12 protein-coding genes are annotated in these 12,303 nt (G+C 73.2%); 7 read left to right on the top strand and 5 right to left on the bottom strand.

Going from position 1 to position 12,303, the window contains the following annotated elements; genetic code table 11:
• Positions 1-204 precede the first annotated feature (204 nt).
• The gene (locus tag ACIRYZ_RS34535) at positions 205-693 is read left to right on the top strand and encodes an NUDIX hydrolase (RefSeq protein ID WP_402952037.1); all 489 of its coding nucleotides are present in this window, start codon (positions 205-207) and stop codon (positions 691-693) included.
• A gap of 14 nt (positions 694-707) precedes the next feature.
• On the opposite strand, the gene ACIRYZ_RS34530 is transcribed toward ACIRYZ_RS34535, so the two are convergent.
• A complete protein-coding gene (locus ACIRYZ_RS34530; protein ID WP_402952035.1) occupies positions 708-1,247 on the bottom strand; it encodes a PTS-dependent dihydroxyacetone kinase phosphotransferase subunit DhaM in 540 nt (179 codons plus the stop codon).
• Between the two features lie 364 nt (positions 1,248-1,611).
• On the opposite strand from ACIRYZ_RS34530, the gene ACIRYZ_RS34525 reads away from it, so the two are divergent.
• From ACIRYZ_RS34525 to ACIRYZ_RS34510, 4 genes are all read left to right on the top strand, one after another.
• Positions 1,612-1,842, top strand: a complete 231-nt coding sequence (locus tag ACIRYZ_RS34525; protein ID WP_402952094.1) for a DUF397 domain-containing protein — start codon at positions 1,612-1,614, stop codon at positions 1,840-1,842.
• 795 nt (positions 1,843-2,637) lie between these two features.
• A complete protein-coding gene (locus tag ACIRYZ_RS34520; RefSeq protein WP_380613342.1) occupies positions 2,638-3,132 on the top strand; it encodes a hypothetical protein in 495 nt (164 codons plus the stop codon).
• Between the two features lie 78 nt (positions 3,133-3,210).
• Positions 3,211-3,294, top strand: coding sequence for a putative leader peptide (locus ACIRYZ_RS34515; RefSeq protein WP_350526312.1), 84 nt, complete (start codon positions 3,211-3,213; stop codon positions 3,292-3,294).
• Positions 3,295-3,462: 168 nt separating this feature from the next.
• Positions 3,463-4,749 carry an acyl-CoA dehydrogenase family protein gene (locus tag ACIRYZ_RS34510; RefSeq protein WP_402952033.1) on the top strand — a complete coding sequence of 429 codons (1,287 nt, stop codon included), beginning with the start codon at positions 3,463-3,465 and terminating at the stop codon, positions 4,747-4,749.
• Positions 4,750-4,807: 58 nt separating this feature from the next.
• Here the strand turns inward: ACIRYZ_RS34510 and ACIRYZ_RS34505 are convergent, their stop codons facing one another.
• A complete protein-coding gene (locus ACIRYZ_RS34505) occupies positions 4,808-6,019 on the bottom strand; it encodes a phosphotransferase (RefSeq protein ID WP_402952031.1) in 1,212 nt (403 codons plus the stop codon).
• Positions 6,020-6,497: 478 nt separating this feature from the next.
• On the opposite strand from ACIRYZ_RS34505, the gene ACIRYZ_RS34500 reads away from it, so the two are divergent.
• On the top strand, positions 6,498-7,979 hold the full coding sequence (locus ACIRYZ_RS34500) for a hypothetical protein (protein ID WP_402952029.1): 1,482 nt from the start codon (positions 6,498-6,500) through the stop codon (positions 7,977-7,979).
• A 57-nt stretch (positions 7,980-8,036) separates the two neighbouring features.
• On the opposite strand, the gene ACIRYZ_RS34495 is transcribed toward ACIRYZ_RS34500, so the two are convergent.
• Positions 8,037-8,561 carry a hypothetical protein gene (locus tag ACIRYZ_RS34495; RefSeq protein ID WP_402952028.1) on the bottom strand — a complete coding sequence of 175 codons (525 nt, stop codon included), beginning with the start codon at positions 8,559-8,561 and terminating at the stop codon, positions 8,037-8,039.
• A gap of 287 nt (positions 8,562-8,848) precedes the next feature.
• Here ACIRYZ_RS34495 and ACIRYZ_RS34490 point away from each other — a divergent pair, with 287 nt between their 5' ends.
• Positions 8,849-10,348, top strand: coding sequence for a HEAT repeat domain-containing protein (locus ACIRYZ_RS34490; protein ID WP_402952026.1), 1,500 nt, complete (start codon positions 8,849-8,851; stop codon positions 10,346-10,348).
• Positions 10,349-10,449: 101 nt separating this feature from the next.
• On the opposite strand, the gene ACIRYZ_RS34485 is transcribed toward ACIRYZ_RS34490, so the two are convergent.
• The gene (locus tag ACIRYZ_RS34485; RefSeq protein ID WP_402952092.1) at positions 10,450-11,292 is read right to left on the bottom strand and encodes an undecaprenyl-diphosphate phosphatase; all 843 of its coding nucleotides are present in this window, start codon (positions 11,290-11,292) and stop codon (positions 10,450-10,452) included.
• Between the two features lie 248 nt (positions 11,293-11,540).
• Positions 11,541-12,254: a class I SAM-dependent methyltransferase gene (locus ACIRYZ_RS34480; protein ID WP_402952025.1), complete on the bottom strand. Its 714-nt coding sequence runs from the start codon at positions 12,252-12,254 to the stop codon at positions 11,541-11,543.
• Positions 12,255-12,303: the final 49 nt, after the last annotated feature.

Here is a 12,303-nt window from a genome sequence, read left to right as displayed (position 1 = left end):
CCGAATTTCGTCCTGTCCGACAATCTCCCGCCCTTCTTTCACGATTCCCGGACAATCGCTTCATCCTGCCCTTACTGTGAATACATCCTTGTGGCTCGGGGCGCCACGGAGGCGGGCGATGAGTGGTGGCGCCCGTACCTGGACTGCTCCTACGGAGACTGCCCCCACGGAGACCGGCCGAGGTGGCCCGCTAGGCTGCGCCGCATGGCCATTCCCCCCTTCCTCGCCGAACTCCGCTCCGTGGTCGGCACCCGGCCGCTCTGGCTGAGCGCCGTCGTCGCCGTCGCCGTGGACGACCAGGGCCGGGTGCTGCTCGCCCGCCGGGCCGACGACGGCCGATGGGCGCCGGTCGGCGGCATCCTCGACCCGGGTGAGCAGCCCGCCGACGGTGTGGTGCGCGAGTGCCTGGAGGAGACCGGCGTGGTGGTCGTGCCCGAGCTGCTCGCCTCGGTCACCGTGTCTCCGCAGGTCACCTACCCGAACGGCGATGTGACGCAGTACCTGGTGCTGACCTTCCGCTGCCGGGCGGTCGGCGGTGAGGCGCGGGTGAACGACGACGAGTCGCTGGAGGTGGGCTGGTTCGGACTGGACGAGCTGCCGCCGATGATCGACACCGAGCACGAGCGGCTGCGCCACGCCCTGGAGTGCCGGGGCCCGGCGATCTTCAGCTGGGACGGCAAGGAGCGCCCTTAGGGCTTGTCGGCCCCTCAGGCCTTGCCCTGCCGGTAGGCCTCCTCCGCCGCGTCCAGCACCGCCGCCAGGTCCCCGCCCGCCGTGGCGGTCGCCGTGGCGGCCACCGCGCCCTCCACGAACGGCGCGTTCGCGAAGCGGACCGGGAAGGGCAGGCCGTGCTCGTCGGCGTCCGAGAGCAGGGCCCGGACGGTGTTGACCGCCCCGCCCAGGTCGGCGAGCACCACCACCCCGTGGCCCTGGTCGACCCGGCGGGTGGCGGCGGCCACCAGCACCGCGCTGATGCCCGGTCCGTCGGCCGGATCGCCACCGGTCGCGGCGACCGGCGCGGGGGAGTCGGATCCGGTCAAAGCGAGTGCCAGGTTGCGTACGGCGGTGGCCAGTTCCTGGCTGTGCGAGACCAGGACGATCCCGACCCGGCCGTGCCCGGACGGCCGGGCGGGGGTGGGCCGGGGCAGCGGGGAGGGGGCGGGTGGGGTGCGTGGCGCCGGAGGATGGGCCGAGGGGGCGTCGGAGATGGGGATGACGTCGGCGCGGGTTCCGTCCCGGCGGCTCATCGGCTGCTCCTTAAGGCTGGGTCGTGGACTGGGGGCTGGGTTCGGGGCCGTACGCGCGCCCTGGCAGCACTCTGGCAGCTGCCCCCGGCGCCCGCCGGTCGGGACACGCCTCGGCCGCGTCCTGGACGAGTCCGGCGGAGCCGCTGTGACGCCCCGGGGCCCCTCCGCGCCGCGGAGCTTCTACGTCGCCCTGAGGCCCCTCGACCGTTCCTCCGGCCGGCCTCCTCCGAGGCCCGCCTCCCCTCCCGGAGGGAGTCCTCGTCAACCCGCTGACCGGGCCCGGGAGGTATGGCTAGGCTGGCTCCGGAATGCCGTCGGGAGGAGATCGTCAGTGGCAGTCAACAGCGGTACGGACACCGAGGTAATCGGCGCGCAGCCGGAGCTGGCGCCGAGCGGGAAGCCGAAGGTGGACTTCACCGGGGCGGAGTGGCTGTGCAGCAGCCAGGGCGTCGGAGACGTCCAGATCGCGTTCGTGGACGGGTACATCGGGATGCGCGACGGCCGGCAGGAGGACGGTCCGATCCTGGTCTTCACCCCGGCCGAGTGGCGGGCCTTCGTGCTCGGCGCCCGGGACGGCGAGTTCGACCTCACCTGAGAGCCCGGCTCCAGCCCGGCGTCGGGCCTCACCTGAGCCACCGGCGCGTACCCGCGGAGCGGACCCGTCCGGCACGGAAGTGCACGGCGGACGGGTCCGCTCCGCGGTGGTTCAGCAGGCGATTTCCGTACCGAACATCACAACTGATGATCTTTTGAGCGTGCCCCGTCAGAATTTCTGTTGACTGTTAGACAAACGCAGCTCAGAGTATGAGCACAGGCAGACGCCGTGCCCACCGCCCCCACGCGGCCAGACACGGCGCCTGCTGTGCGGCCCGGCAGCATTGCCAGGCCATCCTCCCAGTCATCCCCTGCGCACCGGGGTGCGTCGGCCGGTCCCGGCCCACGAGGGGCCGGCAGTCGCCGGGAGGCTGGCGCCGAATCCGAGAGCGACTCGGACAACGGCACCTTTTGCTCGGGACCCGCACGCCCCCACGCGGCGGCGTCCCGAGCAGATCCACGGGAGCGACGGGCCGGGGCCCCGCGGATCTGGCTCTTGTTGCATGTGATGCATGGAACTGTTGGCTTGTGTGTTGTGCGGTGTGCGATGACGAAGCTGGGTGCTCGGCTTTTCGGCACGACAAGTGCACAGTGAGGGATACGCGTGTAGGGCCGCGTTGCGACGTGCCGTCCCCCCGAAGGGTGAAACCCAGAACGGCTGTCGTGCTGAACCGAACGTAGCCCGGACGGTTGCTCAGAGTCAACATTGGTCTCTGAGCGTCGATCTCCCGCCGGTCCCGAGTCGGCGCCCCACCCACCTCGCGAGCGCGGTGTGCCGGGCACGTACGATGTTCCCATGTCTTTTCTCCGCCGTCGCTCCGGACAGCCCGCCGGCCCGGACTTCGACGTGCTCGCGATGGACCCGGGCGACTGGCCCGGCGACTTCGGTGCGGCCATGATGACCGGCCCGGACGGCTCCTGCCAGGGGATTTTCCTGCGCTACGACCTGTTCGGCGGCAGAGGCCCGGCGATGTTCATCGGCAATCTCCCCGAGGGCTCGCCCGCCCGGGAGACCGGCGACAGCGTGCCCTTCGAGGTGCGGCAGTTGCTCGCGGCGCTGGAGAACGACGAGCCGGTCGAGTTCGTCTCGGCCGAGGACTTCCCGGTCATGCTCGGGGACGACCTGCTGATCGTGAAGAAGGTCAAGGTCAGCGAGGAGCGCGTGTTCTGCGCCCAGTTCGGCCGCAGTGACGGCGTCCTGGTCACCATCGCGTCGTGGGACCGACCGATTTCGGACGACCTGTATCAGCTGCTGAAGCCGCTTCCGGCCGACATGTTCCAGCAGGGCTGATTCCGGCGCGGCCGACCGGTCCCCCGGGGTCTGGACGCTGCTTGACGGTTTCGATCACCGGTTCGTACAGTCGCGGACATGCCGTGCCGTCTCCCGCTGCTGACCCGTCGCAGGCATCTCGACCTGCGGCGGACCGCCAGCGCGGCGTGTCCGGGCCGCTGAGGGGGTTTTCGCCCCCGTGGCGGCGGGCAACCGGCCTGATCCGGTCGGTGCCGAACCCGGGGGCGGGCCGCGTGTCGACCTCCGGGGCCGCCAGCCGGTTTCGCACGCCCGTGCGGCGTGCCGTCCGCACTCGCTGAGCCCATGCTGCCGCCCGGAGGCACCAGCACCATGACGACCACCGCTGCCAACGATCGTCCCTCGAACGATCGTTCTCGAACCGAGTCATCGGGTCCCGGCCGCTCGACTTCACGCCAGTCGACTTCCGGCCACACCGTCTCAGGCCACCCCACGTCGCCCGCGCCCGACCGCGCCGCGGTCGAGGCCGCCCTGGCCGGACTGCCCCGGGTGGTCGACCTGCTCGCCGCCCGCGCCGAGGAGCACGACCGCGACGCCACCTTCCCGTACCAGGGCATCGAGGCGGTCCACGAGGCCGGGCTGCTCGCCCTGACCGTCTCCCCGCGGTACGGCGGACCGGGCGGTTCGCTCACCGACACCGTCCGGGTACTGGCCCAACTCGGCCGCGGCGACGCCTCGGTGGCCGTGGTCACCGCCTTCACCCTGCTCCGGCACGCCGAGCAGGCCCGCCGCGCCGGCTGGCCGACGGCCGGCTACCGGCGACTGCTCACCGAGTCCCGGCGCGGGCCCGCGCTGGTCAACACGCTCCGGGCGGAGCCCGTGGGCGGGCCGGACGGACTGCCCGGGACGGTGGCCCGACGGGACGGCGGCGGCTGGCTGCTGACCGGCCGGAAGATCTACTGCACCGGCGCCGAGGCACTGGCCTGGATGGCGGTCACCGCACGGACCGACGAGCCCGAGCCGAGGATCGGCACCTTCCTGGTCCGCGGCGAGAGTGAGGGCCTGGAGATCGACCCGACCTGGGACCAGCTCGGCCTGCGGGCCAGCGCCAGCCACGACGTCGTCCTCGACGGGGTGCGGGTGCCGGCCGAACTCGCGCTCGACCTCGGCGCCCCCGGGCAGGAGGACCGTGCGGAGGCCGAACTCTCCCGCGCCTGGCAGGACCTGGCCCTCGCCGCGGTGGCGATCGGCGTCGCCCGGGCCGCCGAATCCTGGCTGGTTCGTTTCCTCGGCCAACGCACTCCGGCCAATCTGACCGAACCGCTCGGCACCCTGCCCCGTTACCGCTGCGCCCTCGGCGAGATCGAGGCCCAGCTGATCGGCGCCGAGGAACTGGTCGAGGGTCTGGCCCCCCGGGTGGACCGGGGCGAAGCGGACGCCGTGGCCCGGACCGGTCCGGCTCAGCTGCTGGCCACCCGGGCCGCCACCACGGCGGTCCAGCAGGCCGTCGCGCTCACCGGCAACCCGGGACTGAGTCGACGTCACCCGCTGGAGCGTTACCTGCGGGACGTGCTCAGCAGCCGGGTGCACCTCGCGCCGGAGGAAACCGTCCTGGAGGCCACCGGCCGGGCCGCTCTGGAACGCGGCGCCCGGCCGTAGCCCCCAGGACGCACCGGCCGGGGCACCCCAGGGCGCACCCGCTGCGGAACCCCGGCCCTCAGCGCGTCCCGACCGCGGCCCGGACGGCCCGACGGGCCAGCGCGGCGTCGTCGTAGAGCCGGCGGATCATGATCCGCTGCTCCTCGCCGGCGCCCGGCACGTCGTACAGCCGGATCTCCCGCATCAGCACCAGCACCAGGTTCACCAGGAACGCGTCCCGGGCCAGCGTGCCGCCGCTCTGGGCGAGTTGGCTGATCTGGCGGCGGGCGGCGGTGTCGCCGGAGAGCACGCTCCACAGCACCGCCAGGTCGTAGCCCGGCAGGTACCAGCCGGCCTGCTCCCAGTCGACCAGCACCGGCCCGGACGGCGCCAGCAGCATGTTGCTGAGCAGGGCGTCGCCGTGGCACAGCTGCAGCGGGGTGTGGCCGAGGCCGTGCAGCAGGCCGCGCAGGTCGCCGGCGTCCCGGTCGGTGAGCTGGCCCACGGAGTGGTAGCGGGCGATCTCCAACGGGTAGTCCAGGCGCGGCTGGAACACGTCGCTCGGCGGCCGCCACAGGTTCAGCGTCCGGACCGCGCCGAGCAGCGCCCGCACCTCGCCCGGGGTGGGTGCGTTGACCGGGTGGCGTTCCCGGGCGGCCGGCCGCCCGGGAACGCGCTCCACGACCAGCACGCAGCGGTCGTGGTCGGCCGCGACCAGCCGGGGCAGCCGCACGGGCGGGCGGTGCCGGACGAACGCCCGGTAGACCGCGACCTCGTGGTGGAAGTCGGCCACCAACTGCTCGAAGTACTCACTCCGCACCGCCTGCGGCGCCAGGCACTTGGCGACCACCGGCGCCCGCCCGATGGTGCCCGCCACCAGGATGTGGCGGCTGCCCTCGCGCAGGACCTGGCGCGGGGTGAACGCCGGACATATCCGCGCGACGCTCGCCAGCGCGGCCCGTACCGCCGGGGTCTGCAGCGCCGACGGGTCGATCCGGTCGGGTCCGACCGGCTGGCCGGGCCGTCGGGCGCGCAGCACCTGGCCGTCGGCCTGGCGGGCGAGCGGGAGGCGGTGGCCGGGCGGCGGGGTGACCTCGGGGCCGCGCAGTCCCAGCGCCGTACGGCCGGCCGGGACCCGGGCGTCCGTGGACCGGCCCTCGGTGCCGCGCGGAGCCACCGGACGGCTCGCCGGGGGCACCTGCTTCGGGCCGGGACGGCCGGCGGCTGCGGTGGGGGGGCGCAGCGCGGTGCGGGTCGCGGTCGGCGTGGGGGTGGTCGCTGAGGAGTACATGGGCTGAGGGTGGTCCCTTCCGGTCCGTCGGCGGGTTCTCCCCGCGGGGGCGGGGGCGGGGGAGGGCCGGTGCCGTGTGCTTCCTGGTGCGACGGCGGCCCTGCTTCGGTCGGTGGGTGGTGCGCGGGCGCCGGGCACGGACGCGGGGTCGGAACCCCTGTTCGGCAGTGCTCCGGCCGTCCGCATCCTGGGGAATGCGGTCGGCCGGATCGCCGTGGCCGTGCCCGGCGCTCCCGCGCCACCCGGCCGCGCCACCCCCTCGGGTGAGGACCGGGAACGTCCCGTGCCACGGTCGGGGGAATGCCCCGACCCTGGTGGGACGCCGCCCGACCCGAGGGGCGAGGTGACGCACCCCTACAACACACCCGTCGGGCACTGGCTTAGTAGTCTGGCGGGCCCTGGCGAACGGTGGCGAATGCTCGCCTGGCACTTGCCCGAGCCTCTAGCCTCGGAGAAGCCGAGGAACCTGGGGGCTTCATTGAGCAGGGAACCCAACACCCGACTCGCCGATCTGTTCGTCCTGACCGGATGGTCCAAGGGCGAGTTGGCGCGGCTGGTCAACCGTCGAGGTGCCGCGCTGGGGCAGCAGCAGCTGTCCACCGACACGTCGAGGGTACGGCGTTGGATCGAGCAGGGGGAGATCCCGCGCGATCCGGTGCCGAGGGTGCTGGCAGCCGTGTTCACGGAGCGGCTCGGCCGTGTCGTCACCACTGAGGACCTCGGTCTGGAACGACACCGGCCCACCAGGTCCGGAGCGGAGCCGTCCGCAGCAGTGCCATGGTCGCCGGGTCGAACAGCCGCGGTCCTCACCGAGTTCACGGGAATGGACCTCATGCTGAACCGACGTGGATTGGTGGGCGCTGGAGCCGCGCTCACGGCCGGGGCGGTCATCGCCGACTCGCTGAAGGGCTGGCTGGGCGGGGACGCCGTCGCGTACGCGGCCTCGGTGCCCGGACCGCGCCAGGTGGTCACCGGGGGCGGAGCGCGCCCGATGGTGGACGTGTACGACGCGGGCCCGGTCGGGCTCGACGAGGTGGAGTCGCTGGAGCGCTCGGTGCAGGTGTTCCGGGCCTGGGACGCGGCGCGCGGCGGCGGGCTCCAGCGCAAGGCGGTGGTGGGTCAACTCAACGAGGTGGGCGGCCTTCTGACTGGTAGCCACAATCCCGTGGTGGAGCAGCGGTTGTGGCTGGTCGCGGCCAACCTCGCGGTGCTCGCGGGCTGGATGTCGCACGACGTGGGCCTGGAGCCCACCGCCCAGCGCTACTTCATGATCGCGGCCGAGGCGGCCAAGGAGGCCGGCGACCGGCCGCGGGCCGGCGAGGCGATCTCCCGGGCGGCGCGGCAGATGGTGCACCTGGGCCGGGCCGACGACGCGATCGACCTGATGTCGGCGGCCAAGGCCTCGGGCGGTCGGCTGCTGCCCAGAACGCGTGCGATGTTCAACACCGTCGAGGCCTGGGCGCACGCCTCGATCGGCCACTCCCAGGACACCTACCGCCTCCTCGGCGAGGCGGAGGAACTGTTCGCGGAGGACGCGCAGGAGCCGGCGCCGAACTGGATGCAGGTCTTCGACGAGGCGGAGCTGCGCGGCATGCAGGCCCTGGTGCTGCGCACGCTGTCCGAGCACGACCAGTCGGCGGCTGCCCTGGCCCAGCGGCACGCGGAGCGGGTGATCACCCTGCGGGAGGGCACCGGGCAGCTGCGCTCGGCACTGTTCGACCGGATCACCCTGGCCTCGGTGCACTGGATCACCGGGGAGCCGGACGCGGCGGAGTTCCAGGCCAAGATGGTGATGAACCTGATCGGCCAGAACTCCTCGCACCGGACCTGGGACCGGCTGCGTGAGATGTACCGGCTGACCGCGCGGTACCGGGGACTGCCGGTGGTGGACGAGCTGCGGGCGGAGCTCGGGCGGGAGCTGCGGGCGGCGGACGCCAAGAACCGGCCGCGGCTGTCGTGATGCGGGCGGTTCGCGCGAGCCGTTCGAGGAGGAGCGGGGCCGTGGGGCCGCGGTGGCTCAGGCCGGCCGCAGCAGCATCCGCAGCGCGGTGACGGTGCCGTCCGTGCCGAGCACGGGTTCGCCCGCGCACTCGACGCCGTCGTGCCGTCCGTCGGTCCGGCGGATCCGCAGGGTGCCGGCGGCCGGGCGGCCGTGCACCAGGGCGTCGGTCATCATCCGGCGCAGCACCGGCCGGTCCGCCTCGGGGAGGCGGTCGGGCAGCCGGTCGAGGCTGAGCGGGCCGTGGCCCGGGTCGCAGCCGAGGAGGAGGTAGGTTTCCGCGTTCCACCGGATGCCGTCGGTCAGCAGGTCCCACTCGGCCGAGCCGACGATCCGGTCGTCGGTGCCGCCGTTGTCGAGGTGGGGACCGGACGGCTCCTGCGCCGTGCCGTCCACTCTGCCGTCCGTTCCGCTGTCGGCGCCGTCGCCCGTCTCGTCGCGGGCGCGGTCCGTGCCGCCCGCGGAGCCCGGGCCGTCCGCGCCCGCCGGGCCGTCCACCGCGGCGGTGTCCGGCGGGCGGGTGGCGCCTAAAGGCATGTTCATGACGGGTCCATCGCTCGGTGCGACCAGCCGTGTGCGGGTCGTTGGGGTAGTGAGAAGACTGTCGCACAGCGTCCTCATCGCTGTGGGCGATTTGGACAGATCGAAGGCAAAATTCCCCTGGCATATGCCACTGTGGCAGCAGCCTTCGTCGCCCTGTGTGCGGAAGGGAGCCCGAGGCGGTAACCTTCGGTGATTCCGGCGCCCGGGCGCCCACCGCAGTACCGACCAGAGACCCCGGCGACGGAAATCCCGTTGCCACTACGACCGCCGCAACGGATGCTGACCTCATGTTCGAGCCAGTGATAGCACCCAGTGCCAGCCTCCTAGGCCTCCTGCAGCGAGGCCGTGGTGACGGGCAGCTCCATGCGCTGGCCGCCGACCGTGCCGAGGCCATCGCCGCGCTGGAGGAGTGCGTCACCAGGGATCCGCGGGCCGACTGGCAGGTCGAGAGCCGCTCCCTCTACTACGCCCGCCTCTACATGGAGCTGGAGGCCTCCCTCGACGGGATCGAGGACCACCTCCACTCCGCCGAGGACCTCGTCAGCGACGACGAGAACCGCACCGGTCTCGCTCTCTCCGTCCTGGGCCACCTCGCCGCCTACGGCCGGCGCGACGCGCTGCTGATGCTGCGCGAGTACGCCGCCACGGGCGCCAACTGGGCCTGGGCCCTGGACGAGCTCGCCCTGCGCGACGACGACCGCGGCCTGCTGCTGCTCGGCACCGCCGTGCTGGACCGCTTCCCGCCGGGTCCCGAGGGCGACGCCGAGCTGCGCGACTTCATCCGCAACGCGTACGAGCCCCGGCCCTGGCGGCTGTGGGCGGCCTACCACCCGAGAGTCGCCGCGGCGAGCGAGCAGTCACCCTTCGACCTCTGGCAGCGCCAGCTGAACCGCAGCGGCGTCACCCCGGGCTGGTCCACCGCCGACGTGCTGGCCTGGGCCGACCAGGGCGAGCTGGGCGGCCTCGGCGCCGGCGCCTTCCTGGCCCGCCCGGAGCCCGAGCGGGCCGAGGACGACCCGTCCGCGCCCGACGCCGTGGACCGCCGTGCCGCCGCGGCCGCCCGCTGCCTGACCGCCGTGGTCCGGCCCGAGGACCGTCCGGTCCTGCTGGAGGCCGCCCGCGACGGCCTGCCCGGCGCTCGCCGGGCCGCCCTGCGCTACCTGGTCGACCAACGCGACCCGGTCGCCATCGAACTGATCGAGGCTGCCGCAGCTGATGTGGACGAGCGGATCGTTCGGGCTGCGCTGGAGCTGTTCGGCCGGATGCGCGGCCCCGAGGTGCTGGCGCAGGCACGCCGCTGGGCCGACCCGGCCAGCGGGGGCGCCGACAGCGCGCTCGGCGAGGCCGCCGTCCGATTGCTCGCCGACGCCGGGGAGCCGGCCGACGCGCCCCTGGTGGTCGCCGGGCTGCGCCGCTGGATGTCCGTGCGCGGGGTCAGCGGTCCCGGGCTCGGTTCGCTGGTCGACGGTGCGGGGCGGCTGGCCGCCGCCGACGCCGTTCCGGTCCTGCGCCACATCTACGGGGAGGCCGCCTCCTCCGAACTGCGCGGCCGCGCCGCCCGGGCGCTCGCCGCCACCGATGTGCACTTCCCCGAGGGGCCCGCCGTCGAGTGCCTCTGGGACTGCGAGGAGTCCACGCGCGAGCTCGCCGCGCGCCATGTCGCCACCACGGGCGATGCGCGCGTGCTGGAGCGGCTGCGAAGGCTCGCCGCCGACCCGGCCGAGGAGGCCGAGGTCCACGCCGCCGTCCGCGGCCGATTGACCGCCGCCCGGGAGTTCGGGCGCTAGGTCCTCAACGTTCAGTGGGCCGGGACACCGTGACGGTGTCCCGGCCCACTGCTTTTCAGGCGTGCTTCCGCGGACCGGCGTTCGGCTTGTGGAACGGCGTTCTACTTGATCGCACCCGCGTCCGGGGCCAGCACGCCGCCCGCCACCAGGCCGATGATCAGGATGCCGAGCAGCACCCGGTAGACCACGAACGGCACAAAGCTGTTGTTCGAGATGTACTTGAGGAACCAGGCGATCGCCGCGTAGCCGACCACGAAGGCGATCAGGGTGGCCAGGACGGTCGGCCCCCAGGCCGGGGCCGGGCCCTCGCCGATCTTGAACAGCTCCAGCGTCCCCGAGGCGAGCACCGCCGGGATCGCGAGCAGGAAGGAGTAGCGGGCCGCCGCTTCCCGGCTGTAGCCGAGCAGCAGGCCCGCGCTGATCGTGCCGCCGGAGCGGGAGACGCCGGGGATCAGCGCCAGCGCCTGGGCGAAGCCGAAGCCGGCCGCGTTCGGCAGGGGCAGGTCGGTGATCGGACGGGCATGGCGGACGGCGCGGGTGCGGTCGGCGACGGCCAGGATCAGACCGAAGACGATCAGTGTGGTGCCGATGATCCGGAGATCGCGCAGATGGGTCTCGATGGTGTCCTGGAACAGCTTGCCGAGGATGCCGATCGGCAGGGTGCCGATGATCACGAACCAGCCCATCCGGGCGTCCGGTTCGGAACGCAGCGCTGGGCGGACCAGCGACAGTGCCCAGGTCCGGACGATCGCGGCGATGTCCCGGCGGAAGTAGATCAGCACCGCCGCCTCGGTGCCCAGCTGGGTGACGGCGGTGAAGGCCGCTCCCGGGTCGTTCCAGCCCAACAGGGCGGAGAACACCCGCAGATGCGCGCTGGAGGAGATGGGCAGGAACTCGGTGAGCCCCTGGATCAGGCCGAGAACGGCCCCGTGGAACCAGTCGATCACCAGGCACCCGCCAGGGGTATCGGACGGGCGTCGTGCTGGTGCGGCATGGCGGGTCCTTGCGGGTCGGAGCGGGCGTGCGGACGACCGCGACCCGCGCGGACCAGGCCGCGCGCGGGCCCGGCGCGCGGCCGATGGTACGGGGTGAAGGTGACATTTCTTTGTTCACCCTTTAATCCGTCTTTGCGCTCCTCGATTGTGCTCTCTGCTCGCGTTCTCCGGGGCCCCGTGCTCCGGGTCGCCGCGGCTCAGCCGTGCGGCCGGGCCCTGACCCAGGTGCGGTCCTCCGTCAGGTACCTCTCGACCCGCAGGTCGGCGTCCGCCAGAGCCTGTTCGAAGGCCTCCGTGCTGAGCGGGCGGGAGAGGAAGGTCTGCGTCCAGGTGCCGTCCGGGAATTCGTACTGCGCGTGGACGGAGTTCACCCCTTCACCCACCGGTGTGGTGGAGAGGATCCGGGCGATCCCGTCCGTCCCGATCCGGCTCTCGCGCGGCACGTTCAGGTGCCAGTCCTCGCCCTCGCGCTGCACCAGCACGCAGCCGTCCTCGGCGACATGGCGGCGACAGGTCTCCAGCAGGCCCCGGCGGACGGCCACATCGCCCGCGTGCACCAGGAAGGAGGCGAGCATGACGACGTCGAAGCGCTCGCCGAGGTCCAGCCGTTCGATCGGGCTGCGCACGGTGCGAATGCCTTCGCGCACGCGGCCCAGCATCTCGGCGGATTCGTCCACGGCCGTCACGGTGAAGCCGCGGTCGACCAGCGGATGGGTCATCCGGCCGACGCCGCAGCCCAGTTCGAGGATGCGTGCGCCGGGCGGGACGGCGGCCTCGATCACGTCCGGTGCGTCGCCCACCGGGAGGCGGGTCCACACCTCGACCGCGCAGCCGTCGGGGGTGATCGCGCCCGCGCCCGTGCCGTCGTAACCCTTGCGTCGTTCGTCGTCCAGGTGAGTGTCGTTGCCCATGGGGCCATCGGAACACGGGCGGGGTCCGCTGGGAAGGACGGTTCGGCGT

This window comes from Kitasatospora sp. NPDC101155 (genome assembly GCF_044768305.1).
In the GTDB taxonomy this organism is placed as follows: domain Bacteria; phylum Actinomycetota; class Actinomycetes; order Streptomycetales; family Streptomycetaceae; genus Kitasatospora.
This window is presented reverse-complemented; position numbering and strand designations above follow the sequence as displayed.

Coding starts and splice junctions, on each gene's coding strand:
- ACIRYZ_RS34535 (WP_402952037.1), top strand. CDS start 205: ATGGCCATTCCCCCCTTCCTCGCCGAACTCCGCTCCGTGGTCGGCACC.
- ACIRYZ_RS34530 (WP_402952035.1), bottom strand. CDS start 1,247: ATGAGCCGCCGGGACGGAACCCGCGCCGACGTCATCCCCATCTCCGAC.
- ACIRYZ_RS34520 (WP_380613342.1), top strand. CDS start 2,638: ATGTCTTTTCTCCGCCGTCGCTCCGGACAGCCCGCCGGCCCGGACTTC.
- ACIRYZ_RS34515 (WP_350526312.1), top strand. CDS start 3,211: ATGCCGTGCCGTCTCCCGCTGCTGACCCGTCGCAGGCATCTCGACCTG.
- ACIRYZ_RS34510 (WP_402952033.1), top strand. CDS start 3,463: ATGACGACCACCGCTGCCAACGATCGTCCCTCGAACGATCGTTCTCGA.
- ACIRYZ_RS34505 (WP_402952031.1), bottom strand. CDS start 6,019: ATGTACTCCTCAGCGACCACCCCCACGCCGACCGCGACCCGCACCGCG.
- ACIRYZ_RS34495 (WP_402952028.1), bottom strand. CDS start 8,561: ATGAACATGCCTTTAGGCGCCACCCGCCCGCCGGACACCGCCGCGGTG.
- ACIRYZ_RS34490 (WP_402952026.1), top strand. CDS start 8,849: ATGTTCGAGCCAGTGATAGCACCCAGTGCCAGCCTCCTAGGCCTCCTG.
- ACIRYZ_RS34480 (WP_402952025.1), bottom strand. CDS start 12,254: ATGGGCAACGACACTCACCTGGACGACGAACGACGCAAGGGTTACGAC.